At 69.0% G+C, this 24078-nt stretch carries 24 protein-coding genes; 13 read left to right on the top strand and 11 right to left on the bottom strand.

Annotated elements, in window-relative coordinates:
* The 3 genes from ACE3T2_RS20355 to ACE3T2_RS20345 all read left to right on the top strand — a co-directional run.
* The coding region (locus ACE3T2_RS20355) for a HEPN domain-containing protein (protein ID WP_374660777.1) at window positions 1–860 on the top strand (860 nt) is incomplete at its 5' end.
* 354 nt (window positions 861–1214) lie between these two features.
* Entirely contained in the window at window positions 1215–2048 is an 834-nt protein-coding gene (locus ACE3T2_RS20350) for a peptide MFS transporter (protein WP_374660775.1), read from the top strand.
* The gene (locus ACE3T2_RS20345) at window positions 1961–2602 is read left to right on the top strand and encodes a hypothetical protein (RefSeq protein ID WP_374660773.1); all 642 of its coding nucleotides are present in this window, start codon (window positions 1961–1963) and stop codon (window positions 2600–2602) included. The genes ACE3T2_RS20350 and ACE3T2_RS20345 overlap by 88 nt, the downstream gene beginning before the upstream one ends.
* 20 nt (window positions 2603–2622) lie before the next feature.
* Here ACE3T2_RS20345 and ACE3T2_RS20340 read toward each other — a convergent pair whose 3' ends face one another.
* Window positions 2623–3408: a class II aldolase/adducin family protein gene (locus ACE3T2_RS20340; RefSeq protein ID WP_374660771.1), complete on the bottom strand. Its 786-nt coding sequence runs from the start codon at window positions 3406–3408 to the stop codon at window positions 2623–2625.
* A 98-nt stretch (window positions 3409–3506) separates the two neighbouring features.
* Between ACE3T2_RS20340 and ACE3T2_RS20335 the strand changes: the two genes are divergently transcribed.
* The 4 genes from ACE3T2_RS20335 to ACE3T2_RS20320 all read left to right on the top strand — a co-directional run bounded on the left by ACE3T2_RS20335 (window position 3507) and on the right by ACE3T2_RS20320 (window position 6007).
* Window positions 3507–4169, top strand: coding sequence for a Crp/Fnr family transcriptional regulator (locus ACE3T2_RS20335; RefSeq protein ID WP_374660769.1), 663 nt, complete (start codon window positions 3507–3509; stop codon window positions 4167–4169).
* Window positions 4170–4221: 52 nt separating this feature from the next.
* Window positions 4222–4605: a DUF1801 domain-containing protein gene (locus tag ACE3T2_RS20330; RefSeq protein ID WP_374660767.1), complete on the top strand. Its 384-nt coding sequence runs from the start codon at window positions 4222–4224 to the stop codon at window positions 4603–4605.
* A gap of 98 nt (window positions 4606–4703) precedes the next feature.
* Window positions 4704–5447, top strand: coding sequence for a hypothetical protein (locus ACE3T2_RS20325; RefSeq protein WP_374660765.1), 744 nt, complete (start codon window positions 4704–4706; stop codon window positions 5445–5447).
* 89 nt (window positions 5448–5536) lie between these two features.
* Window positions 5537–6007: a VOC family protein gene (locus tag ACE3T2_RS20320; protein WP_374660763.1), complete on the top strand. Its 471-nt coding sequence runs from the start codon at window positions 5537–5539 to the stop codon at window positions 6005–6007.
* A gap of 2 nt (window positions 6008–6009) precedes the next feature.
* On the opposite strand, the gene ACE3T2_RS20315 is transcribed toward ACE3T2_RS20320, so the two are convergent.
* The 4 genes from ACE3T2_RS20315 to ACE3T2_RS20300 all read right to left on the bottom strand — a co-directional run bounded on the left by ACE3T2_RS20315 (window position 6010) and on the right by ACE3T2_RS20300 (window position 9610).
* On the bottom strand, window positions 6010–6561 hold the full coding sequence (locus ACE3T2_RS20315) for an NTP transferase domain-containing protein (RefSeq protein WP_374660761.1): 552 nt from the start codon (window positions 6559–6561) through the stop codon (window positions 6010–6012).
* Window positions 6562–6625: 64 nt separating this feature from the next.
* A complete protein-coding gene (locus tag ACE3T2_RS20310) occupies window positions 6626–7447 on the bottom strand; it encodes a hypothetical protein (RefSeq protein ID WP_374660759.1) in 822 nt (273 codons plus the stop codon).
* Window positions 7448–7561: 114 nt separating this feature from the next.
* The gene (locus ACE3T2_RS20305; RefSeq protein WP_374660757.1) at window positions 7562–8893 is read right to left on the bottom strand and encodes an amidohydrolase family protein; all 1332 of its coding nucleotides are present in this window, start codon (window positions 8891–8893) and stop codon (window positions 7562–7564) included.
* A 57-nt stretch (window positions 8894–8950) separates the two neighbouring features.
* Complete coding sequence (locus tag ACE3T2_RS20300) at window positions 8951–9610, bottom strand: lysoplasmalogenase (protein ID WP_374660755.1); 660 nt, start codon at window positions 9608–9610, stop codon at window positions 8951–8953.
* A gap of 201 nt (window positions 9611–9811) precedes the next feature.
* Between ACE3T2_RS20300 and ACE3T2_RS20295 the strand changes: the two genes are divergently transcribed.
* Window positions 9812–11164: a calcium-binding protein gene (locus tag ACE3T2_RS20295; RefSeq protein ID WP_374660753.1), complete on the top strand. Its 1353-nt coding sequence runs from the start codon at window positions 9812–9814 to the stop codon at window positions 11162–11164.
* Window positions 11165–11230: 66 nt separating this feature from the next.
* On the opposite strand, the gene ACE3T2_RS20290 is transcribed toward ACE3T2_RS20295, so the two are convergent.
* Window positions 11231–11881, bottom strand: coding sequence for a Type 1 glutamine amidotransferase-like domain-containing protein (locus tag ACE3T2_RS20290; protein ID WP_374660751.1), 651 nt, complete (start codon window positions 11879–11881; stop codon window positions 11231–11233).
* A 122-nt stretch (window positions 11882–12003) separates the two neighbouring features.
* On the opposite strand from ACE3T2_RS20290, the gene ACE3T2_RS20285 reads away from it, so the two are divergent.
* The 3 genes from ACE3T2_RS20285 to ACE3T2_RS20275 all read left to right on the top strand — a co-directional run bounded on the left by ACE3T2_RS20285 (window position 12004) and on the right by ACE3T2_RS20275 (window position 14110).
* Window positions 12004–12957, top strand: a complete 954-nt coding sequence (locus ACE3T2_RS20285; protein WP_374660749.1) for an amidohydrolase family protein — start codon at window positions 12004–12006, stop codon at window positions 12955–12957.
* 167 nt (window positions 12958–13124) lie between these two features.
* Window positions 13125–13598 (top strand): DUF4440 domain-containing protein, encoded by a 474-nt coding sequence (locus ACE3T2_RS20280; protein WP_374660747.1) that lies wholly within the window; start codon window positions 13125–13127, stop codon window positions 13596–13598.
* Window positions 13595–14110 (top strand): GNAT family N-acetyltransferase, encoded by a 516-nt coding sequence (locus ACE3T2_RS20275; protein ID WP_374660745.1) that lies wholly within the window; start codon window positions 13595–13597, stop codon window positions 14108–14110. Before ACE3T2_RS20280 ends, ACE3T2_RS20275 begins: the two co-directional genes overlap by 4 nt.
* Here the strand turns inward: ACE3T2_RS20275 and ACE3T2_RS20270 are convergent.
* Entirely contained in the window at window positions 14107–15609 is a 1503-nt protein-coding gene (locus tag ACE3T2_RS20270) for a flavin-containing monooxygenase (protein ID WP_374660743.1), read from the bottom strand. The two genes, ACE3T2_RS20275 and ACE3T2_RS20270, sit on opposite strands and share 4 nt — an antisense overlap.
* Before the next feature lie 217 nt (window positions 15610–15826).
* Here ACE3T2_RS20270 and ACE3T2_RS20265 point away from each other — a divergent pair, with 217 nt between their 5' ends.
* Window positions 15827–16612 carry an SDR family oxidoreductase gene (locus ACE3T2_RS20265; RefSeq protein ID WP_374660741.1) on the top strand — a complete coding sequence of 262 codons (786 nt, stop codon included), beginning with the start codon at window positions 15827–15829 and terminating at the stop codon, window positions 16610–16612.
* On the opposite strand, the gene ACE3T2_RS20260 is transcribed toward ACE3T2_RS20265, so the two are convergent.
* Window positions 16603–17004: a group III truncated hemoglobin gene (locus tag ACE3T2_RS20260; protein WP_374660739.1), complete on the bottom strand. Its 402-nt coding sequence runs from the start codon at window positions 17002–17004 to the stop codon at window positions 16603–16605. The two genes, ACE3T2_RS20265 and ACE3T2_RS20260, sit on opposite strands and share 10 nt — an antisense overlap.
* 116 nt (window positions 17005–17120) lie before the next feature.
* On the opposite strand from ACE3T2_RS20260, the gene ACE3T2_RS20255 reads away from it, so the two are divergent.
* On the top strand, window positions 17121–18614 hold the full coding sequence (locus ACE3T2_RS20255) for a hypothetical protein (protein ID WP_374660737.1): 1494 nt from the start codon (window positions 17121–17123) through the stop codon (window positions 18612–18614).
* Here the strand turns inward: ACE3T2_RS20255 and ACE3T2_RS20250 are convergent.
* Genes ACE3T2_RS20250 through ACE3T2_RS20240 form a run of 3 tightly spaced genes read right to left on the bottom strand, consistent with a single transcriptional unit; the run spans window position 18608 to window position 23626 of the window.
* Window positions 18608–20029 (bottom strand): serine hydrolase domain-containing protein, encoded by a 1422-nt coding sequence (locus tag ACE3T2_RS20250; protein ID WP_374660735.1) that lies wholly within the window; start codon window positions 20027–20029, stop codon window positions 18608–18610. The genes ACE3T2_RS20255 and ACE3T2_RS20250 overlap by 7 nt on opposite strands.
* A gap of 58 nt (window positions 20030–20087) precedes the next feature.
* Window positions 20088–22109: an ATP-binding protein gene (locus ACE3T2_RS20245; RefSeq protein WP_374660733.1), complete on the bottom strand. Its 2022-nt coding sequence runs from the start codon at window positions 22107–22109 to the stop codon at window positions 20088–20090.
* Entirely contained in the window at window positions 22106–23626 is a 1521-nt protein-coding gene (locus ACE3T2_RS20240; protein WP_374660731.1) for a globin-coupled sensor protein, read from the bottom strand. The genes ACE3T2_RS20245 and ACE3T2_RS20240 overlap by 4 nt, the downstream gene beginning before the upstream one ends.
* Window positions 23627–24078 lie beyond the last annotated feature (452 nt).

The raw sequence follows: 24078 nt of genomic DNA, 5'->3' as shown, positions 1-24078 counted from the left end.
AGACCCTGCTGGCCGAGTTCGAGGCGGCGGTGGCCGGCGGCACCCAGCCGTTCCGTCGGCAGGGGCGGGTGCTGAAGATCATCCTGTTCGGCAGCTATGCCCGTAACGACTGGGTGGACGAGCCGCAGAACGGCTATCAGTCGGACTACGATCTCCTGATCGTCGTCAGCCACGAGAAGCTGACCGACATCGCCGACTACTGGTACGTGGCCGAGGACAAGATCCTGCGCGATCCCCAGGTGGGCCGGACGGTGAACATCATCGTCCACACCCTGCAGGAGGTGAACGAAGCGCTCTCCAAGGGGCAGTACTTCTTCACCGACATCGCCCGCGACGGGGTGGTGCTCTACGAGCTGCCGAACCACCCGCTGGCCATGCCCGCGCCGCCGACGCCGAAGGATGCCTACGCGCTGGCGCAGGGGTATTTCGATAGCAAAAGTGCTGACATTCGCCGCTGGATGGAGACGGTCGACTTCCAACTCGCGCGAGCAGCAAACGATGGTGGCTATCGGAAGAACGCGGCGTTTTCCCTCCACCAGACTGTTGAGACGGCGTACGCCTGCTTCCTGCTGGTGCGGACACTGTACTTTCCGAGGTCGCACAACATCAAGTTCCTGCGCTCCCTGGCGGAACAGGGCGAGCCGCGGCTGATTGCGGCCTGGCCGCGGGAGAGCCGGCTGGACCGGCGGCGGTTCGAACTGCTCAAGCGGGCCTATGTCGAGGCGCGCTATTCGACCAGCTACGAGATCGGGTCTGAGGACCTGGAGGCCTTGGCGACGCAGGCCGCGGCCTTGCGCGACCTCGTCGAGGCGGTCTCGCGCGAGCGGCTGGCCGGCCTGGCGCGCTCGGCCGGGCTCTAGCGGGACCGAGCGAGCACCATACTGTAGGCCCCAGACCGTAGGAGCTGATCTTCCACCGCCGGGCCCCCTAGGACCCGCGTGTCGACCTCGGCTGGGATCTTGGCGAAGAGCTTGGCTTTGAAGCTATTTCGCTGACAGCAGCCGGCGCGAGCGCCAATGGTCTCCTCGGTGGAGGCGCTGCTGCCCGACCTGGTGTTCGGCGACCAGTCCTGGCGCTGCCGCCCGGCCGCCCCTTCGGCGGCATGCTGGACGACTAAGGCGCGTCGGCGGACCTGCGCCTGCGACAGGCGCTTAACATTCGGACGACATTGGCGTTAATGGCGGTCTTGGGCGGGGGCGCCCTCGGAGCAGCCGATGACCAAGACCGCCGCCGACGGCGACACCGCCTTCCTGGGACACCCGCGCGCGCTGGGCTTCCTGGCCTTTTCCGAGGCCTGGGAGCGGTTCTCTTACTACGGCATGCAGGCGCTGCTGGTGCTGTACATGACCAAGCAGTTGCTGCTCAGCCCGCAGGTCGAGCGGATCGCGGGCTTCGAAGCCTTCCGCGGCTTCCTCGAGGCGATCTATCACCCCGGCGCCTCGACCCAGGCCACGGCCTCGGCGATCTTCGGGCTCTATACCAGCCTGGTCTACCTGACCCCGATCCTGGGCGGCTTCCTGGCCGACAAGGTGCTGGGCAAGACCCGCACCATCATCCTCGGCGCGCTCTTGATGTCGGCCGGCCACTTCCTGATGGCGTTCGACGTCTCGTTCCTGGTGGCGCTGCTGTGCCTGATCCTCGGCACCGGCTGCTTCAAGGGCAATATCGCCGGCCAGGTGGGGGCGCTCTACGGCGACAAGGACCTGCGCCGGGCCGACGCCTTCCAGATCTTCTACCTGGGCATCAACGCCGGCGTGATCGCCGCGCCGCTGATCGCCGGGACGCTGGGCGAAAAGGTCGGCTGGCATTACGGCTTCGGCGCGGCCGGGGTCGGGATGCTGATCGCCCTGGTGATCTATCTGAGCAGCCGCCGCCACCTGCCGCCCGACCCGCCGCTGCGCGGGGCGAGCGCGAGCGGCCGAAGCTGGCTCCGGGCGAGGGCAAGACCATCCTGCTGCTGGTGGCGCTGCTGCCGATCATGGCCGCCTCGGTGCTGTGCAACCAGCAGATCTTCAACGCCTACCTGGTCTGGGCCGACCGGGCGGTGAACCTGGAGATCATGGGCCAGAAGGCGCCGACCACCTGGCTGATCACGCTGGACGCGGTGGTCTCGGTCTCGTTCCTGGCGATCATGGTGGTGTTCTGGCGGATGTGGGCCACCCGCTTCAAGGAGCCGGACGAGATCGGCAAGCTGACCATCGGCGCCTTCGTCTCGGTCGGCGGCGTGCTGTGCCTGGCGGCCGGGGCGGCGATCGCCGAGGCGACCGGGACCAAGGTCAACATCCTGTGGTGCGTGGCCTTCCACGTGCTGAACAGCATCGGGTTCGCCAACATCCTGCCGGTGTCGCTGGCCCTGTTCGCCCGCGCCGCGCCCAAGGCCGTCTCCGGCTCGATCATCGGCGTCTACTACCTGCACCTGTTCATGGCCAACCAGACCGTCGGGATCATCGGCGGCCTGTTGGAAAAGATGCCGGCCAGCCGGTTCTGGCTGATGCATGCGGGCATCGCCCTGGGCGCGGGCGTGGTGTTCCTGTTGGTCGGGCGGCTGTTCTCGCGGCGGCTGAGCCACGAGGCGATGGGGACGGCGGAGGCGGCGGCTTAGCGCCGCCCCCTTCCCGCGCATCAGTCCCGGAAGCTGGGGTCGATGCGGTCGAGCTTGCGCAGCAGGGCCGGCCAGGCCAAGCCCTCGGCCAGGCGTTTCATGCCGGGGGCGGCGCTCTGCATCTCGACCTTCTGCTCGACGCCCTGGGGCGGCGGGTTGAGGTTCTCGCGCCCAGCGCTGAGCATCAGCACCTGGGCCTCGCAGGCGCGCTCCAGATAGTACATGCGCAGGAAGGCCTGGGGCACGCTCTCGCCCACGGTCAGGGTGCCGTGGTTGCGCAGGATCATGGCGTTCTTGGTCCCGAGGTCGGCGACCAGGCGCTCGCGCTCCTCCAGGTCCGTCGCGATGCCCTCGAAGTCGTGATAGGCGACGTCGTGGCGGGCGATCATCGCCGTCTGGGTGTGGGGCAGCAGGCCCTCGGCCATGGCCGACACCGCCTGGCCGTGCGGGGTGTGCAGGTGCAGGACGGCGTGGGCGTCGTCGCGGCCCATGTGGATGGCCGAGTGGATCACGAAGCCGGCCTTGTTCACCGGCTGGCGCGTCTCCATCACCCGGTTGCCCTCGACGTCGATCTTCACCAGCGACGAGGCGGTGATCTCGTCGAACATGTGGGTGTAGGGGTTGATCAGGAAGTGGTGCTCGGGCCCCGGCACGCGCGCCGACAGGTGGGTGAAGATCAGGTCGTCCCAGCCGTAATAGGCCACCAGGCGATAGGCGGCGGCGAGGTCGACGCGGACCGCCCACTCCTCCTCGGACACCTGGTCGCGAAGGCTGGCGGCGGGCTGGATGGTCGTGTGGGCGTTCATGGGCGTCGGCTCCCTCCTGGAGCCCCTTGGTCCCACGGGCGGGCGAGGAAGATTGTCGCCGATTTGACAATTGGCGGCGCGCGAGGTGGTTTTTCGTCATGCCCGCCGCGTTTCCCCAGACCGACCCCTGGTTCGCCGCCCTGGCGCCGGACCGCCGCCGCGCGCTGCTGGGCCTGGCGCGGGCCAGTCAGGCGCTCGCCGGCGTGCGGGTCTACGGCATAGGCGATCCGCCCGACGGCCTGTGGGCGGTGGCGCAGGGCGAGGTGCGGCTGATCTCCTATCCGGCGGTGGGGGTGGAGGCGGTCAGCATGATCGTCGGCCCCGGCGGCTGGTTCGGCGAGCTGTCGGTGGTGGACGGCGGGCCGCGGCCGCACGACGCGGTGGTGGTCCGCCCGACGCGGCTCCTGCACGTCCCGCTGGCGGCGGTGGAGCGGCTTGCCGCGGACGAGCCCCTGCTCTACCGCGACCTCGGGGTGCTGATCGCCACGCGCCAGCGCTCGGCCATCAGCTTCATGGGCCACAGCATCGCCCAGCCCATCGCGGTGCGCCTGGCCCGGAGCCTGGCCGGGGCGGCGCGCTCGGCCGGCCGGTCGGAGCTGGCGGTGCGCCAGGAGGACCTGGCGGCGATGATCGGGGTCTCGCGCCAGACCATCAACAAGGAGCTGAAGGCGCTGGAGGCGGCGGGCGCGATCGCGCGCGCCTATGGCCGCATCCGCATCCTCGAGCCCGAGCGGCTGCGCGCGGTCGGGCGAAGCGCGTAACGCTGGTCTTCAGGCGCGGCGGCTGTATCGTCGCCGCAGCCAAGGGGAAACCATGCGCAAGGAAAAGCCGGCGGCGAGCCCGGACGCCTATGTCGCCGCCATCGACGGCTGGCGGCGACCGCTGGTCGAGCAGCTCCGCGCCGCCGTGCGCGGGGCCGCACCGTTCGAGGAACGGATCAAGTGGGGCCACATCGTCTATTTCGCTGGCGGCGCCTGCATGCTGATCCGCGCCGAGGACGCCCGCGTGCTGCTGGGCTTCTGGCGCGGCAAGCGGCTGACCGCCCTGGAGGCGCGGATGAAGACCGGGGGCAAGTACGAGATGGGCCGGATCGTATTGCGGGAGGGCGACGCCATCGACACCGAGACGGTGACGAAACTGGCCGCCGAGGCGCACCGGCTGAACGTCGAGGTGGGCGACCCGACCGCGCGGCGGTGACGACCGAGCTTGCATGCAGAGCCCCCGTCGCGCCACCATAGATCGTGATCTCAGGGGACGGGCATGACAGGCAGGGCGGCGGCGCTGGCGTTGGGGATATGGCTGGCGTGCACGAGCGCGGCGAACGCGCCAAGGCCGAGCAGGCGCTGGACCAGGGCCGCCGCCTGTTCGCACTGGACGAAGGCGCCTGGGTGTCGACCGATGACCTGCTCGCCCGAATGCCCGCCTCGGCGCTGCCCAAGGAGGGCGGCTGGGTGGCCGAGCCCGAAGGCCCAGCGCTGAACTTCACCTATTTCGGCGTAAAGGACGGCGCCTTCTACGCAATCTATCGCGCCACCATGAGCGGGCGCCGGGTGGTGCGCTCGCATCTGCTGGCCGACGGCGAGGACCGGACGCTGACGCCCGAAGCCTTGCGGCTGGCCCAAGCCCGCGCCACGGCGTTCAAGGCGCTGGAGGGCAAGCCCTGTGGGACTGCGCCTTTCAACGTGCTGCCGTTGCCGGCCGACAATGGAGAGGTGGGCGTCTATTTCCTGACCCCCATGACCCAGACAGGCGTCTTTCCGTTCGGCGGCCACTTCGAAGTCGTGGTGGACAAGACGGGCAAGGCGGTCAGCCAGCGGGCCTTCTCCAAAAGCTGCCTGGAGATGAAGCAACCTAAAGCCGGTCCGGACGGTCCGGCCATCGCCGTGGTCAGTCACCTGATGGACGAGACGCCAACCGAAATCCACGCCTTCATGGCCTTGCGCATGGGCAATCCGGTGGTGGTGGTCACGCCCCCGGGCGTGATGTGGGCGGTGTCGGACAAGGGGATCGACGGACCAGAGCCGCTGCGAAACAGATAGGGCGACCACCTGTCGGATCGCGTCCTCCCCGCACGTCCTTGGACCAGATGCGGCCGCCCGGCCGCGCTCAGCCCCAGGAGGACGACGCCATGAAGGTCACCCAGCATCTATGGTTCGAGAAGGACATGGAGGCGGCCATCGCCTTCTACGTCTCGCTGGTCCCCGGCTCGCGGCTGAACGGCATGTCGGCGGTGATGGGCGAGAGCCCGGCCGGGCCTGCCGGCAGCGTGAAGATCGCCGACTTCACCCTGGGCGATCAGAACTACATGGCCATCGAGGCCGGGCCGCTGGACCCGTTCAACCACAGCTTCTCGATCATGGTCGAACCGGAGACGCAAGCCGAGCTGGACCGGCTGTGGAACGCGCTGTCGGACGGCGGCGAGATCGAGCAGTGCGGCTGGGTGCGCGACCGCTGGGGCCTCTGCTGGCAGGTCGCGCCCCGGCGGCTGCGCGAGCTGCTGGACGATCCGGACCCGGCCAAGGTGCGGCGCGTCGCCGAGGCCATGCTGTCGATGGTCAAGCTGGACATCGCGCCGCTTGAGGCCGCAGCGGCAGGCTGACGTCAGCCCTCGCGGGCGGCGAGCTCGTCCAGCAGCGCCTGGCGTTCCTGCGGCGTGTTGGCCCCGCGCACGCGCAGCCGCGCCTCGAGGGGGCAGGCCAGCCGCACGATCCCGGCGAGCTGCGCCAGTCGCGCCAGCGGCCAGTCGGCGGGCGCCTCGCCCGGCAGGGCGTCCAGGGCCGCGACCATCGGCAGGTGCAGGCCCTCATAGGCCGCGCCCGCCCCGGCGACGGCAAGCAGCGGCGCAAGGTCGGCCGGCGTCAGGGTCGGCGCATCGACCGCCAGCACCAGGGCGCGCGCAGCGCCGAGGCCGCGCAACGCCCGCACACCGGCCAGCACCCCGCCGACCGGGCCGCCGAAGGGCTGCTGCTCGATCACCCGCGGCAGACCGAAATCGTCAGGGCCGACGCTGACGACATGCTCGGCGCCCACGGCGCGGGCGAGATCGGCGACACGGTCGATGGCGCGGCGGCCCAGCCAGTCGAGGCCGGCCTTGTCCTGGCCCATACGGCGCGACCCGCCGCCGCTGAGGATCATCGCGCCGAGCGCCTGCATTTCGTCTCCGCCTGGATGCCGGCCCAGGGCTGCACGAAGTCGGGCGCGGCGTCGAGAGGCCTCCTCAGCGGCGCAGGACGCGGCCGGTGGTCACCGCGCGGGGCGAGTGCAGCATGTCGGACCAAGCCCAGCGGCGGTCGGCGCCCATGACGATGCGCGGCGCGCCGGGGCCGTCATTGAGCGAGATCAGCACAAGGCCGCTGACCGGCTGGCGACGGCATTCGTCGGGCGCGAAAGCGATCTCCCACATGACGATCTCGCGCACCGAGGCCAGGCCCTCGCCCTCCTCGCCGCCGTGCCGGATCCACTCGCCGCCGTGCCAGACGACCACGGGCTTGCCGCTGCGAGCCTGAGCCATGGCGGCCTGGACGCGGCGGTCTTTGCGAAGCTGGCTCTGTAGCCAGCGCAGCATGTCGCACGAGCCGCCGCCCTGGCCGGCCCCGGCGCGCGCCGCGCCGGCGATCTGTCCTTCGCTGAGCTCGAAGCCGGACACGCCCTCGCCGCCCTCGCCGGCCGGCAGGGCGTCGGCGTTCGGGGCCGGCGCGGTCTTTCGGCGCGGCGGGACCGGGGCGGGCTTGGCCGGCGACTTGGGCGCGGCCGCCTTGGCGGGCTTCGGCTCAGGCGTCGGCGGCGCTGGAGAGGGTGACGGCGCGGGCGACGGCTCGGGCGGCGTCTGGGCCGGGATCGGCGGGGCCGGCTCGACCAGTTGCACGACCATCGGCGGCGGCTCGAAAACGGGCGGCGGCTCGGGGCGGGCGTTGAACAGGGCAAGCAGGATCAGGCCGTGGACGGCAGTGCTGAGCACGGCCACCACCGGCCGTCGCCACGGCGCGCGTCCGGCGGGCGGGGCGCGCTCCAGATCGAACTCCAACTGACTTCGGCTCATCCGATCCCCGAACGGCGCCGCCCAGACTGCGGCGGCGCAACGACCCTCCCCCTCTCCATCCTAGGCGAAAGGGGCGGTTTAGGGGCGCAGCTTGGCCGTAGCCGTACGGCGAAGTTACTGTATCGACAGGCGATAAGTCGCTGCGACCTCGTCCAACATGGCCCTCAGCTCGACCGCTTCGTACCAGCGGCCGGCGGCCATGACACCCTGGGGCCTACGCAGGGTCGAGAGGTCGGAAAGCGGATTCCGGGCGGTCAGGATCAGGTCGGCGCGGGCGCCAGGCGCGAGGACGCCGAAGCGCGGCTCGTCCGCCCGCGCGCGGGCGACCAGCTCGCCCGGCGTGCGGGTGGCGCTGGCCAGCGTCTGGTAGGGGCTGAGGCCTGCGGCGCGCAAGCGGGCGAGGTCGTCATGCAACGAGACGCCCGGAACCAGGCCGGGAACGGTCGGGGCGTCGGTTCCAGCGACAAGCGGCACGCCGGCCTTGGCCAGGGCGAGCGCCAGGCGCTCAAGGAAGGCGAGGTTGGGCGTGATGTCCCCTGTGCGGCGCACATAGCCGGAGTCCTTCCATTCGATCCGCCGCTCAGGCGTGACGAGGCCGGCCGACGGAGCGGCCAGATAGCCGGCCAGCCGATCGGGCTTGCCCCACTGATCGACAATGGCGCCGTAGGTCACGAGGTCCACGCCGACGAAGGCGCCGGCGTCCTTGACCAGCTTCACCACGGCCGGGATCGCCGCGTCGCTGGGCGCTCCGTCCGGCGGCGGGACGCCCGGACCGGTGTAGAGGAACTCCTCCAGATGGGCGACCAGCAGCTGGCCGGCGGCGAGTTGGGCCGGCAGGCCGACGGCGGTGACGCCGTGACCGACCAGCGGCAGCCTCTGCTCCCGCCCGGCCTGCGCCAGGGCCGCGAAGGTCGCGGGGGCGAGGTTGTTGTAGACCTTGATGAAGCTGTAGCCGTTGACCTTGGCCAGGCGGACGGCGGCGCGGGCGTCCTCGGCGTCGCGCACCACCAGCTGGCCGTAGCGCGGCAAGCCGTCGACCCGCAGCGCGGCGTAGACATGCGGGCCCGGCCGCTTGCCCGCGTTCACAGCCGGCATGACCTGGGAGATGAACTCCTGACGCGCCGCGCCCATGTCGATGACGCTGGTGATCCCGTGGGCGAGGTAGACCTTCAGCGCCTCGGACGTGTCGGAATGCACGTGGCCGTCGACCAGTCCGGGCGCGAGCCAGGCCGCGCCGCGCCCGTCGATCACCCGCGCGCCGGGCGGCGGCGGCAGGTCCTTTCCGATAGCGGCGATAGCCCCGTCGCGGACGATCAGGGTCTGGTCCTTCAGCACCGCCTCAGAGGTCATCGGGGCGAGGTTCACGTGCACGAAGGCGGTCACGTCCTCAGCGAGGGCGGGACCGGCGGTCAGGGCGCAGGCGAGCGCGAGGGCGGCGAGCTTCATGCCCCGAGACTGGCCGCGCAAAAGCTCGCCCGACCAGTTAAATCTCCGAAAGGCGCCTCAGAGCCGCCGCTCGCTCGAGAGGCCCCGCACCCCGCCGAGGGCGATCAGCACCTGGCCGAAGTAGTAGAGGATCCAGACGCCATAGCCGACCCAAGCCTGGCCGGCCAACGGCCCGCCGCGCGCGAAGATCAGCAGGTCCGAGACCACGAACATCAGCGCGCCGAGGCCGGTCATGGCGCGCGGAAACCGGCAGATCCAGGCGCAGGCGGCCATCAGCGCCAGGCCGGTCGAATAGAGCGCCACGCCGGGCGCCATCGCCCGGTCGGACGGCAGCAGGAAGGCGATGGCGACGGTCGCCGGAACCAGCAGGACGGCGAAGATCGCATCGCCCTTCGGCAGGTTTGCGCGCCGATACCGCAGATAGAGGCCGATGGCGACCAGGTGGCCGACCAGGAACGCGACCGCCCCGACATTCAGGCCGTGGGTCTCCAGCAGGATGTCGCCGAGGGCCCCGAACACCATGACCGCGCAGAGCATCCATCCGCCGGGCCCCTGGGCGCGGACCGCCGCATAGAGCGCGAGCAGCGCGACGCCGGCGCCCTTCCACGCGGTGCTGGCCGCCGCCGGCAAGGCGAGCTGCCAGGAGGCGATGTAGCTGATCCCCGCGATCAGCGAGGCGATCAGCAGGATCGTCCCCAGCGGGCTCTTGCGGTCCATGGGCTCCCCCTCCCCTTGTCACGGCCAAGTCTAGCCGCGGGCGGCGAGCGGCCGCCAGGGGCTTTGACAGGACGGTTAAGGTTAAGGCGCCCGCCAGCAGGATAACGCCGCTCGCGCCCAGGTTGCTCGCCCTTTCCCGGCTCGCCCGACTGTCCCAGAGGTTGCGGCGGGACACCTCAAAGTCGAGCGGGAGAATGATCGATGTTTCTATCCGGGAAGGCCGGGCGCGACGTGCTGAAGGGCGGCGCCGGCGATGACATTCTTTACGGCTTCGGCGGCGACGACAGCCTGTCGGGCGGCGGCGGCCACGACGTGCTGGCCGGCAACGAGGGCAACGACACCCTGAGCGGCGGAACCGGCGACGACTACCTGCTGGGCGGACTGGGCAACGACGTGATCGACGGCGGCGCAGGCGTCGACTGGGCGGCCTATGAGGACGCGACGGCAGCGGTGAAGGTCGACCTGAACCTCACGGTCGCGCAGGCCACCGGCGGCGCGGGCAGCGACAAGCTGACCGGCATCGAGAACCTGTACGGCTCAGCGTTCAACGACACCCTGATCGGCAATGCGGGGGTGAACTACCTCAGCGGCGGGGCGGGCAATGACCGGCTGGAAGGCGGCGCGGGCGACGACCACCTCGAAGGCGGCCGGGGCGCCGACACCATCATCGGCGGCGATGGCTGGGACGTGGTGAGCTATGACGATGCGGCCGGGCCAGTTTTCGTTGCTCTGGACGGTGGATATGCAAATATATACGCTCAAGATACAATTACATCAGGAGCTGGAATCGATTTCGATATGAGTCCAAATCTTGGACACGACTCCATAAGCGGAATAGAGGATGTCTACGGAAGCAAATTTGGGGATGTCCTTTATGATAGTCGCGGAGATAACTATTTAGTCGGTCAAGATGGAAACGACTATCTGCGCACCAGTTCAGGAAATGACACCCTCGACGGCGGTGCAGGAAATGACGTCTTTTCTCCAATCGAGGGAACAGGAACAACGGTCCTTTTGGGTGGCGATGGAACGGACACGATCCATTTCGCGTACGTCTATGACACGAAGGGTGTAAGGATCGACCTCCGGGACACCGGCCCCCAAAACATTGATGGGACGCGGACGTTTATTCTGTCCTCAATCGAAAACGTCAACGGAACGGCTTTCGATGACACGCTCATCGCATCGACGGGCAAAAATACGTTCTGGGGTTACGGTGGCCGTGACACCTTCGTCTTCCCTCCCGGCGAGGCACCAACTGACGAGAGCCAAGTCGACACCATTACTTCCTTTGAAACCGGCGTGGACCGTATCTCGCTTGGCGTGACCGGCAGCTACGCAGAGATCAAGTCGGCCACCTACGCCGAAGCATTTTCGGCCGCCAAGGGTCTCATCGCGTCAGGCGCCAAGGACATCGTGTCCGTCGAAGTGGGCTCCACAGTTGTTCCGAATGTCTATGTGTTCGCCGATGGAAGTGGAACGAACGCCCTGACGACCGTGGTGAAGCTCACTTACGGGAACTTGTCCCAAATCGCTGAGTCCGATTTCGTCTAACCCGCCAGCGGCGGGTCGACCGGGGTGCTGATCTCGGCATCCTGGTCGACATAGGCGGCTAAGCCGTCAGGCTTCCCCGACCAGCTCCAGCCGCCCCTCCCGCAGCAGCAGGGCTTCGCCGTCGCGCAGGGTGCGATGGGCGATGCCCTGTTTCGCCAACCAGGCCGCGCTGACGCTCGCGGCCTCCGGGTGATCCGAGTCGAAGTGGGGGACGATGACGAAATCCACCAAGCCCAGGCCGTCATAGATCGGGGCCGGGTCGTACGCCTCGGTGACCGCCTCCGGTTCGTCCATCAGGTCGATCCCGCGCAGGGTCGAGCCGGCGACGCAGGCGCCGGCGCTCCAGCCGCCATAGGCCAGGCTGTCTTCGGCGAGACGTTTAAGCAGCAGCGCGTCCAGCCCGCTCTGGGCCATGGCCCGGCGTAGCAGGAAGGCGTTGCCGCCGACCGCCCAGACCATGCTCACGCCCTCCAGCGCCTGCTCCAGCGCGCCCGGCCGGCCGAAATAGCCGCGCAGGTCCAGCTCGAAGGGCGCAAAACCCAGGTCCCTCAGGGCGGCCAGCGGATCGTGCACGTTGCGCGCATAGGCCCGCCGCGACTCCTCGGGGATCAGGTCGAGGGCGTTCGACACCACCGCGATCCGCGCGCCGGCGCCGACCAGCCCCAGCAACATGTCTGCTGCCGCGCCGAAGCGGTAGGAGGAGAGATAGAGGCGCATGGCGCGACCCTGTCCGCATTCAGCGCGCCCCGCCAGCCCTTCCCGTCGCCGTTCCGCGCGCTAGGGTGGTCGCCATAAGGGCCCAAGGCTCGACGATCATTTTCATTGGGAAAGAAACGCGCGTGCTGATCATCGATTTCGAATGCGACACCCCCACCCGCGAGGCGGTGGAGGACACAGTCCGGCTCATCAAGTCCGGCCGCGGCTTCGACAAGGAAGGCTACGCCCAGCAGATGGCGCCCGGCTGGGCCGCGCAGATCGGCATGAGCCTGGAGGAGTTCAACGCGGCCAAGCAGACCGAGGGGCTGACCTCGCTGGCGCTGAAGCTCTGCGAGGTCGATATGGGCCGGGCGATGAGCCATGCCCAGGTGATCAACATGCTGGACGTCGCCCAGGTCGGCTGCGCCTGCATCGGCAACGCCGGGCGCCGGGCCAGCAACGAGGATGTGGCCAAGTTCGCCGCCGAATATCCCGACCGGCTGATCCCCTGGTTCCGCATCTGGGGCGACGAGGGCCAGGACGGGGTTGCAGCCCTGGAGCGCGGGGTGCGCGAGTGGGGCTGCCGCGGGTTCGAGATCTCGTCCTATCGCGAGGGGCGCTACATCAACGATCCGGCCTATCGGCCCTTCCTGGCCAAGTGCGTGGAGCTGGATATTCCCGTGCGGATCACCGCCGGGCTGCACCTTTTGTCGGACCGGCCCTACGATTATGCGCACCCGAAGTACCTGGACGAGATCGCGGTGCAGTTCCCCACCCTGAGGATCGTCGCGGGCCTGACCGGCTGGCCGTGGGTGGCCGAGACCTGCGCCATCGCCTCGCGCCATCAGAACATCTACATCGACTTCGCCTGCAAGCGGGTGAAGCACATGCTGGCCCCCGGCGCGGGGTACGAGGCGCTGATCTACTACGGAGCGCGCAACCTGCAGGACAAGATCATCTTCGCCAGCGGCTGGGGCACGCTGAACGTGCCGCTGCACCAGCTGGTGGCCGAGACCGACGAGCTGCCGCTGAAACAGAGCGTCCGCGAGAAGTGGATGGGCGGCAACGCGGCCCGGGCCTTGGGGCTGGATCGGTGAGCACGCTGGTTCGTTTCCTTCTCACCTCGCGGGAGAAGGCGCCCCCGCGCCAGCGGGGTCGGATAAGGGGGCTTCCTCCCCCTCCCCATTCTGCTGCATTCGGCCAGCACCCACCCCTCATCCGTCAGGCTTCGCCCGCCACCTTCTCCCGCAAGGGGAGAAGGGAAATGGGCGCGGCATGCGCGCTGGCGCTTTTGGCCGCCTCCGCCGCCCAGGCCGCGCCGGCGATCAGCGAGGCGCAGGCGCGGGCGTTTGCGGCGCGGCAGGAGGCGGCATGGAACGCGCGCGACCTCGACGCCTATTTCGCGACCTTCACGCCCGACGCGGTGTTCATCGACCAGACCCGAGACGTGAAGCACGGCGGCATGATCCCCTATGGCCGCAGCGACCTGAAGCAGGCCCGGGCCCAGGCGGCCAAGTTCCTGGCCGGGGCGACCTCGGTCGAGCGCGGCGTGGTGGAAAAGGTCGAGATCGCCGCCGGCGGGCGCGAGGCGACGCTGATGGGCCGCGAGACCAGCACTGTGGTCAGCAAGGGCCGCACGCGCCGAGCCTGCGCGCAGACCCGCCAGGTCCTGGTCCTGGCCGGCGGGACGCTGAAATCCAAGGGCCAGACAGACACCATCGTGCGATGCCCGAAATGACCCTCTCCATCGACCTCGCCCGGCCCGAAGAACGGCCGGTTCTCGATAACCTGATGCAGCTCTACATCCACGACTTCTCGGAGCAGTGGGCGGGGATGGAGCGCGGCGAGTTGCAGGACGACGGCCTGTTTCCCGCCTATCCGCTGGACGGCTACTGGAGCGAGGCGGCGCGCATCCCGCTGCTGATCCGGGTCGGCGGCAAGGTCGCAGGCCTGGCGCTGATCAACGACCACTCGCACAGCGGCCTGCCGGCCGACCGCAACGTGGCCGAGTTCTTCGTGGTGCGGAAACACCGGCGCGGCGGCGTGGGGACGGCCGCGGCCCAGACGATCTTCAGCCGCTGGCCAGGCTTGTGGGAAGCGGCGGTGGCGCGCCGCAACCTGCCGGCCTTGCCCTTCTGGCGAAACGCCGCGGCCAGCCATCCCGGCTGCCGCGGCGTCGAGGAGATCGATGTCTCGGACGAGCATTGGAACGGCCCGATCCTGCGGTTTCGGATCGAGCCGGCCGCCTAGCTGTACTGGAAGGCCTTGTCGTCCAGGTCGATGGCCGGGATTTCGTCCTTCTCGGCCCAGTAGTCCTGGGTGTGACGCCAGTCGTTCTTGTCGCCGCTCTTGGGCAGCAGGTGCATGCCGCGCATCAGATAGCCGGGATTGAAGTTCTCCGGGTCGATCCAGGACTGGATCTTCATGTCCTTGTCCTCGGGCCGCAGGGCGGGGACGACCTTCCTGTATCCCTTGTCCTGCATGTGGCCGAGCAGACGGGCCACGAAGTCGCCCATCAGGTCGGCGCGCAGGGTCCAGGAGGCCCGGAAGTAGCCGAACACCCAGGCGAGGTTCGGGACGCCGGTGAACATCATGCCGCGATAGGTGACGGTGTCGGCCCAGTTCACCGCCTTGCCGTCCACCTGGAACGGGATATCGCCCATCACGCTGAGGTCGAAGCCGGTGGCGGTGATGACGATGTCGGCCTTCAGCTCCTCGCCGGACTTCAGGAGGATGCCGTTCTCGGTGAAGCGCTCGATCTCGTCGGTGACGACCGAGGCCTTGCCCGAGGCGATGCCCTGGAAGAGATCGCCGTCCGGGATGAAAGCGATGCGCTGACGCCAGGGGCGGTAGCTGGGGGTGAAGTGCTTGTCGACGTCGAACTGGTCGCCCAGGAACATGCGCACGCCGGCCAGCAGCTCGGCCTTGACCGCCTCACTCTCCTCCATGGCGCGCTTGGTGAAGGCCGCGCCGTCGAACAGACGCTTGCGGCGGACGATCTCGTGGACCCAGGTCTCGTCGATCTCGAGCTGGCGCAGGGTGTCGGCCAGATCGTCGACGTTGCGGCCCGGCACGAACCAGGTCGGCGAACGCTGCAGCATGGTGACGTGCTCGGTCTCGCCGGCGATGTTCGGCACCAGGGTCGCGGCGGTCGCGCCCGAGCCGATGACCACGACGCGCTTGCCCTTAAGGTCGAGATCATCGGGCCAGGTCTGCGGGTGGACGATCCGGCCCTTGTAGTCGGCAAGGCCCGGCCAGTCGGGCGTGTAGCCCTGGTCGTGCTTGTAGTAGCCCTGGCACATGAAGAGAAAGTTGGTGGTGAACTGCGCCTTGGTCCCGTCGGTGCGCTCGACGTCGACGGTCCAGAGGTTGTCGGTGCTGGACCAGCTGGCGTTGACGATCTTGTGGCCGTAGCGGATGTGGCGCGACAGGTCGTTCTCGTCGATCACCTCGTTCATGTAGCTGAGGATCTCGGCGGCGGTGGCGATCGGCGCCCCGGTCCACGGCTTGAAGCGGTAGCCGAAGGTGTAGAGGTCGCTGTCAGAGCGGATGCCCGGATACTTGTGCGTGACCCAGGTGCCGCCGAACGTGTCCTTGCTGTCCAGCACCACGAAGCTGGTTCCCGGACGCTGGGTCTGGAGATGATAGGCCGCGCCGATCCCGGATATGCCGGCGCCCACGACGAGCACGTCGAAGTGTTCGATCTTGGCCGTGCTGGGGCGTTCGGCGATCATGTCGGTGGCGGTCATGTGTTCCCTAACCCTGGCTGCGGACCGCTCGGGACGGCCTCATAAGTTATCACTGATAATGAACAAAGGTCGCGCGCGTCGTCAAGCACTTACCCGCGCCCAGCAAACCCATTATTCGAAAATGCCGAAGCGCGCGCGGCAGCGCCCTCCGTGGGGTCAACCTTCCTTGGCCGCGACTGACGGCGCTAAGCTCGCGCCCAGACAAAGGGAGAGGAACATGACCCAGGAACTGGCCGGCAAGGTCGCCTTCGTGGCGGGCGGATCGAGCGGCATCAACCTCGGCATCGCCAAGCGGTTCGCAGCGGCGGGCGCCAAGGTCGCGATCATCAGCCGCAGCGCCGAAAAGATCGAGGCCGCCGCCAAGGAGGTCGCGGCCTTCGGCCCCTGCATCGGCATGGCCGCCGACGTGCGCGACTACGCCGCGGTCGAGGCGGCGCTGAAGCGTACGCACGAGGAACTGGGCCCAATCGACATCGTGCTGTCGGGCGCGGCCGGCAACTTCGTGGCCCCGGCCCTGGGCATGAGCGCCAACGGCTTCAAGACGGTGGTCGACATCGACCTGATCGGCACCTTCAACGTGCTGCGCGCCTCGTTCGAGTTCCTGAACCGGCCAGGCGCCTCGCTGATCTCGATCACCGCGGGTCAGGCCGAGCGGGCCTCGCTGTTCCAGGCCCATGTCTGCGCGGCCAAGGCGGGCATCAACATGCTGACCAAGTGCCTGGCGCTGGAGTGGGGTCCGGGCGGGGTGCGGGTCAACGCCATCTCGCCGGGTCCGATCGCCGAGACCGAGGGCATGGCGCGCCTGGCGCCGAGCCCGGAAGCCGAGGCGCGGGTCAAGGGCCGCAACCCGATGCGCCGCTACGGGACCAAGGACGAGATCGCCGACATGGCCATCTTCCTGTCCACGGACAAGGCGGCCTACGTCAACGGCGCGATCATACCGGTCGACGGCGGCAGCGGCTGCGGCGACGCCAGCGGCGACGCCCTGGGCAACTACGCCTGACGGGCGGGATCGTGATCGGCGGGGCGGTAGAACAGGCCGAGCTTGAAGCTCTCGGCGATGCGCGCCGCCCGCGCCTGAAGGGCGGCGGCGATGTCGGGTTCGTAGATCTCGGCCGTGGCCTGCCCCCATAGGGCCAGCCAGCGGTCGAACATCGGCGGGGTGATCGGATGGCGCATGTGCGCGCCCATCGGCCGCCCCGTGAACCGCCCGACGCCCAGGAGGCTGGAGCTCCAGAAGGCGGCGATATGGTCGAGGTGGTGGTCCCAGTCCGCGACCGCGGCGTCGAACACCGGCCCCAGCAGCTCGTCCTGGCGCGCACGGCCATAGAAGCGGCCGACCAGGTCGCGAAGGTTCTGCGGCGTCACGTGGCTGGCGAGGGCGGCTTCCGACATGGCCGCTAGATAGGACGGGCGGTCACGGCGCGAAAGCCAGGGAAACTCCGGGTAGCTTGACTTTCAGCGGGAACCCGGCCGCTCTTGCAACCATAGCGGTTGCGAACGGGGCGTCCATGATTCTGAAGTTCGGCAAGCGCGTCGTGCTGGCGGCGGCGAGCGTCATCGTCGTGGCGACCGGCGTGCTGGCCCTGATGCGGCTTAGCCAGGGCGAGGCGCAGGCCATGCCCTATTCGACCTCGGACCAGATCCGCGCCGCCCGGCCGCTCGGGGCGCAGGAGGCGCTGATCATCGACCTCACCTTCGCCGGCGTTGCGGCGGATCCCGTCGAGAAGCGCGCGCGCGCCACCTTGGCGCAGACCTTCAATCATCTGGAGATGGATGGGACGCACCAGCTCGACGACTACGGGCTCTGTCGCATGCTGTCCTGGCCGGACGGCGGCGGCGTCATGAACATGAACTGCCATGCAATTCCGTTCTTCGCCTTCAACGAGCTGCAAAACCGGCTCGCCCTGACCAAGATGATCGCCTCGGCTACGAGCCAGAAGCCGGCGGTCGAAGCCGCGCCCTATTGGAGCGAGGCAGGCCTGGGCGTCGCGCCGCAGGACGCCAAGCCGCTGCAGATTCGCGCAGCCGCCGGCGGCGTGCAGTACCTGCTCGGCCCGCAGGCGGCCGGGTCGATCTCCGGAGACCTGGGAGCGCTGTCGCCGGCCGAAGCCATGGCGTTTTCCCGCTTCCTAGCCCGTCATTTCCCGATGCACCCGCAGATGCGCGCCGACATCGCCGGCCGCGCGCGCCTGCCGATGGTCATCGAGGTGATGCAGACCAACCCCGCGGGCCAGGTCGCCGCCCAGCGCATGACCCTGGCCAATCTTCGGCGGGAGAAGGCGGAATACCCCTTGCCCGGCGGCCTGCCCTCGGCGCTGCGGGCGCAGGTCGCCGGCGACGCCAGCCCCCGCGGCCAGGCGCTGCGGCGGGCGCTGGCGGTGGTCGATTCCGGCGGCAAGGACAGGCCTCCGAGTTTCGAGAGCCTGATGGATGGCGTGCGCAAGGGCGGCGAGCCGCCGCTGGCGTCGCTGATGCTGTTCCTCAACGTCACCCAGCAGTACGGCGGGCGTATCACGGCCGACCGTGCGGCCCTCGAGTCGATCCGCCCGCAGATCCAGGCGTTCATGCGAGATCCGCAGGCGGGTCGGTTCCTCGCCGCCAACAACCTGGCCGGAAACCCCGCCGCGCCGGGCGACCGCGTCGCCGCAGCACGTTTCCTGGCAGAGGCCGACGCCCTGGACAAGGCGCCGTTCGGAACCTTCCGATACGTGACCTACGCCAACCTGGCCGCCAATTCCGAGGGCTCGGCTCAATGGCCCGCGGACATCCGCGCGAAGATGCCCGTGCGGCTGGAAGACAACTACTGGCGACACATCGCGGCCTATCCCTGGGCCTCGAACACCTATGCCGATCTCGCCAACCTCTTCCCCTTCGACCCGCAGACCGCCTGGCTGCTGCAGGATCTCGGGCGCGCGGTCGATACCGACTGGAAGTCGGGCGTGATGGGCAGAGCGGCGGCCTACGAGGCGCGGCTTCGCACCGCCGCGCCGGACTTTTACTGAGCCGCGAACGTCAGCGAGACCGACCGGGTCGGCCCCAGGCGCGCCACGTATGCGCCCACGGACGTGGCGGGGCGCAGCTCATAGGCGCCGGCCGGGGTGACAAGAGCGGCGCGGGCGAGGCCGCCGCGCGGATCGAGGCCGACGAGGCGCACGGCGGTCGCATCCTTCTGAGGAAGATCGTTCATCCACTTGGCGAAGGGGCCGTCCACGCTCATCACGCCGACGCACAGGCCGTTCTCGACCGTGAAGCTCACGGTCCCGGCGATCGGCTTGTCGTCGAAAGCGCCGGCGTAAGCCTTCGCCTGCGTGGGGCACGGCCGCATGGAGCCCCAGGCTTCGGCGCCGCGGAAGGGCGCCGACATCGTCATCGCCGACTGCTCGATGCTGGAAGCCCAGAGCGCGTTGGAGAGCAGGCCGACGGCGAACCGGCGCTGGGGATAGAGCACCAGGGCGCTGCGCGCGCCATCTGCGGCGCCGGCGTGGCGGGCGACCGTTTCCCCGTCTTCGTCCTTCAGGGTGCGCCAGCCGAAGCCGATGGCCTCGCCGCGTTCGACGACAGGCTTGCCGTCGTTGAAAACGGCCGGCACGAGCATCCAGTCAAAGGTCGATCGCGAGACGACCTGGCCGTCCAGCAGGCGGCCGCCGAAGGCGGCCAAGGCCGGCGCCGTGGCGCTCATGCCGCCGCCCGCCCAGGTGTAGCTGAAATCATGCGGCGCGGCCGGCGCGACCTTGTCCCCCTCGACCTCGTAGGCGACCGAGGCCTCCTTCAGGCGTCCGGTGGCGTCGACCCGGATGGCCAGGCCCGGCGTGATCTCGGCGGCCACATAGTCGAGGAAGGGGCGCCTGGCCGCCGCCTCGATCTCCGCGCTCAGCAGGGTGTAGCCATAGGAGGAGTAGTTGTAGCGCGAGCCGGGCGCGAACAGCAGGTCGCGGTCCTTGAAGACCTTCAGGGCCTCGCTGACGCTGGCGTGATGGACCTTGCCGCGGTTCGCATCCACGGCCTGGTAGTGAGGAACGCCGGCCGTGTGGGCAGCAAGCTGGCGCGCGGTGAGCGTCGGCCATTTCGGGTTGAGCGCCGGCACGAGCGACTGCACCGGCGCGTCGACGTCCAGCGCGCCCTGCTCTCTCAGCCTGGCCGCCGCGGTGACGGTGATCAGCTTGGAGACGCTGGCCAGACGGAAGATGGTGTCCGAGGTCACGGGCCTGCCGGCGGCCAGATCGGCGGCGCCGCTCGAACCGCTCCAGACCACCGCCCCGTCCTTCCAGACCGCGGCCCCGAGTCCCGGCACGCCGCCGAGATCGCGCAGGTCGTCGAGCACGCGCTGGGAAATCTGCGCAGGCGCGATGGGCTCAGCGCCCGCGCCCATCGGCGCAAGGGCCAGCCCGGCAGCCATGGTGACCTGAATCGCGCGCAAGACATCCCTCCCGACCCGTTTTCCGCAGCGCGGAGTGACGGGCCGCATCGGGGCGAATTTACGGCGCCGCTTGAGGTTCGACGCGCAGGCCGGAGACCAGGTCGATCAACTGGCCGACCTGGACCGGCTTGGTCAGGAAAGCGTCGGCGCCGGCCGCCTCGGCGCGCTCGCGGTGCTCCTCGAAGGCGTTGGCGGTCAGGACGCAGATGTGCGCAGGCGGCAGGCCCCGCCGCGCCTCGTCCTGGCGGATCTCGCCGATGGCGGTCAGGCCGTCCATCACCGGCATCTGCATATCCATCAGGATCAGGTCGAAGCGCTCGGAACGGCTGGCGGCGACCGCCTCGGCCCCATTGGCGACGCTGACCAGGCGAACAGGAAGGGCCTCTAGGATGTACTCGACGGCCATGCGGTTGATCGGATGGTCCTCGGCCAGCAGCACCGCAGCCAGCGCTGGGCCGGCGCTCGCCGCGACCGGGGGTTCCGGGTCACAGGGCTCGCCGACCACGTCATGGGCGAGGTCCACTTCGAAGGCGAAGGTCGCCCCACGGCCGGGACGCCCCTCGGCCCATATGTCGCCGCCCATCAGGTCGACCAGCGCCTTCGAGATCGCCAGGCCCAGGCCCGTGCCGCCAAAGCGGCGGGTGATCGAACCGTCGGCCTGTTCGAAGCGCTCGAAGAGGCGCGCGGCAAGGTCCGGCTCGAAACCGACGCCGGTGTCGCGCACCTCGAAGCGCACGCGGCTGGCGTCCGGCTGCGAGGCGGGACGGATGCGGACGCTCACCTCGATGCGCCCCGTGGAGGTGAACTTCACCGCATTGCTGACCAGGTTGGACAACACCTGGCGAATGCGCAGGTCATCGCCGAGATAGATCGCCGAGGCGGCGGGGCCGGTGCTGACCGCCAAGGCCACGTCACGCTCGGCGGCGCTGGCGCGGAACAGCGCCACGGTCTCCTCCAGCAGCCGATCCAGCGCGAAGGGCGCCACCCGCAGCTGCATGTGGCCGGCGTCGACCTTGGCGAGGTCGAGGATGTCGCCCAGCAGGGCCTGCAAGGCGCGCCCCGAGGTCTCGATCAGCCGCACCATCTCGGCCTGCTTGGCCGACAGTTCGGTCATGGCCAGTGCGCCGGCGACGCCAAGTACTCCGTTCAACGGGGTGCGAATCTCGTGGCTCATATTGGCCAGGAAGGTCGACTTGGCGGCGTTGGCGCGTTCAGCCTGCTCGCGCGCCTCGATCAGGGTCGCCTCGGCCGCGCGACGTTCGGTCAGATCACGGACGATGGTCAGCAGCGCCGCGCCCTCATCGGTCTGGAATTTGGCCAGCGAGGCTTCGGCCGGGAACTCGCGGCCATCCCGATGGAGGCCAAGGATCTCGGCCCGCTCGTGCATGCGCAGGCTGGTCGCGCGCGCCGCGCCGAACTCGGCGACATAGCGCGCATGATTGGCGCGGAACCGCTCCGGCATCAGCCGCTCGACGTGGTCGCCGACGATCTCGGCGTTGCGATAGCCGAACATCGCCTCGGCCCCGGCGCTGACAGCCAGTATCCGCCCGCGCGCATCGCTGAGCAGAATGGCCTCGGGTGAGATCTGCAGCATGCTGGCCAGGATTTCCTGGCTGCGGCGCGAGGCCAGGCGCGCCAGGCGCATCTCGGTCACGTCCTGCACGGCGCCGAACATGGCGATGGGTTCACCGGTCAGATCGCGCTCGACCTCGCCCTGCTGGCGCACGAAACGCACCGCGCCGTCCGGCCTCAGAATGCGGTGCTCGACGTCGTAGTCCTGGGCGCCGGCCAGGGCCTGTTCCACCCGACGCTCGACCTCGCATCGGTCTTCCGGATGTACATGCGCGAGAAACAGTTCGTAGGTCGGCTCACAGGCGTCGCGCCCCATGCCGAAGATCTCGAACGTCTCCGGCGACCAGGCGAGGCTGCCGCTGGCGATGTCCCAATCCCAGCCGCCGGTCCGCGAGAGCTGTTGCACGCGCCGCAGCCGCCGCGCCAAACCTTCCCGACCGACGAAGGCGCCCGCCCCGGCGCGAGGTGGGGGATGCGCGCCCTGGGCGCGCCAGTCGACGGCCGTCACGCCCGCCCCCCGCGCAGGGCCGCGATCGCCACTCCGCCGGGGCGTTCCCGGCGCCGGCCGGAGTCTGCGGTGTTTACCTGGAACCGGCTCACCAGCCGCACCAGTTCCGCCGCCTCGTCCCGGACGCTATGGGTGGCCGCCGCGGTCTGTTCGACCATGGCCGCATTCTGCTGCACCGCCTGATCCATCTGATTCACGGCGGCGTTGATCTCGGCCAGGCTGATCGACTGCTCGTGCGACGACGAGGAGATGGAGCCGATCACCCCGTCGATCTCGGCGACCCGCTCGACGATGGAGCGCAGCGCCTCGCCGGTCTGCCCGACCAGTTGCACGCCGCGCGCCACCTGGCGCTCGGACTCCGAGATCAACGCCTTGATCTCGCGCGCGGCGTCGGCCGAGCGCTGGGCCAGCGCGCGGACCTCGGACGCGACGACCGCAAAGCCGCGGCCCGCCTCGCCGGCGCGCGCGGCCTCGACCCCGGCGTTCAGGGCCAGCAGGTTGGTCTGGAAGGCGATCTCGTCGATCACCCCGATGATGTGGCCGATCTGGCGCGAGGAGGTTTCGATGCCGCCCATGGCGGCGATCGCCTCGTCGACGACGCGGCCCGACATCTCGGCCTGCGCCTTGGCTTCGGCGACCGTCGCATTGGCCTGGCGCGCGCCCTGGGCCGTCCGGCCGACCGTGGCGGTGACCTGGTCCAACGCCGCGGCGGTCTCCTCCAGGCTGGCGGCCTGCTGCTCGGTGCGCCGCGAGAGATCGTTGGACGCACCGGCCAGCTCGTCGGTGCTGGCGCCTATCGCACCGCAGGCGACCGCGACGGCGCGGATGGCGGTCTCAATCTGCCCCGCCGCCCGATTGAAGTCCTCGACCAGGCCCGCGTACTCGGCCGGCAGGTCCGCCTGCATTCGATAGGTGAGGTCGCCGCCGGCCAGCGCGGCCATGCCGCCGCCCAGATGCCTGGCCACAGCCGACCGCTCGGCCGCCAACACTTCGGTCTCGGCCATACGCCGGGCGTTTTCCGCCGCGTCGAGATAGACGGTGATGGCGTAGTCCATGTCGAGCAAGGTCGCCTTGGCCAGGGCGCCCAGCTCGGCGGCGACCTCGCTGAAGGCCGGTCCTCGCGCGCCCAGGCCGCCGCGCGGCCACCGGGCGAGCAACACCGCGCCGATGAGCGACTCCAGCAACAACGCATAGCCGCCGATATACCAGCGGGGCTCCAGGCCGATGCGGGCGTGGACCTGCCCCACCGCCGTGACCGCGGCCACGTAGGCCTCATCGAACTCGGCGCTTGAGATCTTGCGCCAGTGCTCGATCTGTCGACGACGCGCCCCGCCGATCTGGTCCTGGCCGTCGAAGAGGCGGCGGGTCTGGGGATGAGCCAAGATCACCTGATAGAAATCATCGAGCGCCGCCGGCAAGGCCCTCGTCACGTGCGGCGCGATCGACCGCAGGGCGCGCCTGGCCTCATCGTCCAGGCGCATGAACTCCAAACGCTCGCCGATACCGTCCGTCCGCATGGAGGCCCTCCCGATGACCGTGCGGGGAGGCTCACCCAAATTTGACGGATATCAATAGAAATAAGTAAAAACTCACCGGATAGGCGAAATCCATATGCCAATGGCGATACATATCATATATATTTGGATATAATTTCGGCCCGCCTCGCGACAATCAAACACAAGATACACGCCAAAATCGCGAATCAATTTCGCCTTTTGAAACCTTTAAGCGATATGCCCTTGGTTATATCCGCGTCGTTTATACTAGAACTAATAATATTCTAAATACCCATTGCCATAACATGGGCTTTGTGTTTTCGGAAACCGATGTGCGCGTTTCCCGACATAGGCTCAGGACCCATTGATGTGATGCGCTCGATCTGATTCAGGCTCTGCAAGGAGATTGGATATGAGCGACCTGTATTGGCTGACGGACGAGCAGATGGAGCGGCTACGGCCGCACTTCCCCA

Source organism: Phenylobacterium sp. (assembly GCF_041919955.1).
Lineage (GTDB): Bacteria > Pseudomonadota > Alphaproteobacteria > Caulobacterales > Caulobacteraceae > Phenylobacterium.
This window is presented reverse-complemented; position numbering and strand designations above follow the sequence as displayed.

What these genes read in the sequence shown, in the direction of transcription:
- ACE3T2_RS20350 (WP_374660775.1), top strand. Translation starts at nt 1,215, where the DNA reads ATGACCAAGACCGCCGCCGACGGCGACACCGCCTTCCTGGGACACCCG.
- ACE3T2_RS20340 (WP_374660771.1), bottom strand. Translation starts at nt 3,408, where the DNA reads ATGAACGCCCACACGACCATCCAGCCCGCCGCCAGCCTTCGCGACCAG.
- ACE3T2_RS20335 (WP_374660769.1), top strand. Translation starts at nt 3,507, where the DNA reads ATGCCCGCCGCGTTTCCCCAGACCGACCCCTGGTTCGCCGCCCTGGCG.
- ACE3T2_RS20330 (WP_374660767.1), top strand. Translation starts at nt 4,222, where the DNA reads ATGCGCAAGGAAAAGCCGGCGGCGAGCCCGGACGCCTATGTCGCCGCC.
- ACE3T2_RS20325 (WP_374660765.1), top strand. Translation starts at nt 4,704, where the DNA reads ATGGCTGGCGTGCACGAGCGCGGCGAACGCGCCAAGGCCGAGCAGGCG.
- ACE3T2_RS20320 (WP_374660763.1), top strand. Translation starts at nt 5,537, where the DNA reads ATGAAGGTCACCCAGCATCTATGGTTCGAGAAGGACATGGAGGCGGCC.
- ACE3T2_RS20315 (WP_374660761.1), bottom strand. Translation starts at nt 6,561, where the DNA reads ATGCAGGCGCTCGGCGCGATGATCCTCAGCGGCGGCGGGTCGCGCCGT.
- ACE3T2_RS20310 (WP_374660759.1), bottom strand. Translation starts at nt 7,447, where the DNA reads ATGAGCCGAAGTCAGTTGGAGTTCGATCTGGAGCGCGCCCCGCCCGCC.
- ACE3T2_RS20305 (WP_374660757.1), bottom strand. Translation starts at nt 8,893, where the DNA reads ATGAAGCTCGCCGCCCTCGCGCTCGCCTGCGCCCTGACCGCCGGTCCC.
- ACE3T2_RS20300 (WP_374660755.1), bottom strand. Translation starts at nt 9,610, where the DNA reads ATGGACCGCAAGAGCCCGCTGGGGACGATCCTGCTGATCGCCTCGCTG.
- ACE3T2_RS20295 (WP_374660753.1), top strand. Translation starts at nt 9,812, where the DNA reads ATGTTTCTATCCGGGAAGGCCGGGCGCGACGTGCTGAAGGGCGGCGCC.
- ACE3T2_RS20290 (WP_374660751.1), bottom strand. Translation starts at nt 11,881, where the DNA reads ATGCGCCTCTATCTCTCCTCCTACCGCTTCGGCGCGGCAGCAGACATG.
- ACE3T2_RS20280 (WP_374660747.1), top strand. Translation starts at nt 13,125, where the DNA reads ATGGGCGCGGCATGCGCGCTGGCGCTTTTGGCCGCCTCCGCCGCCCAG.
- ACE3T2_RS20275 (WP_374660745.1), top strand. Translation starts at nt 13,595, where the DNA reads ATGACCCTCTCCATCGACCTCGCCCGGCCCGAAGAACGGCCGGTTCTC.
- ACE3T2_RS20270 (WP_374660743.1), bottom strand. Translation starts at nt 15,609, where the DNA reads ATGACCGCCACCGACATGATCGCCGAACGCCCCAGCACGGCCAAGATC.
- ACE3T2_RS20265 (WP_374660741.1), top strand. Translation starts at nt 15,827, where the DNA reads ATGACCCAGGAACTGGCCGGCAAGGTCGCCTTCGTGGCGGGCGGATCG.
- ACE3T2_RS20260 (WP_374660739.1), bottom strand. Translation starts at nt 17,004, where the DNA reads ATGTCGGAAGCCGCCCTCGCCAGCCACGTGACGCCGCAGAACCTTCGC.
- ACE3T2_RS20255 (WP_374660737.1), top strand. Translation starts at nt 17,121, where the DNA reads ATGATTCTGAAGTTCGGCAAGCGCGTCGTGCTGGCGGCGGCGAGCGTC.
- ACE3T2_RS20240 (WP_374660731.1), bottom strand. Translation starts at nt 23,626, where the DNA reads ATGCGGACGGACGGTATCGGCGAGCGTTTGGAGTTCATGCGCCTGGAC.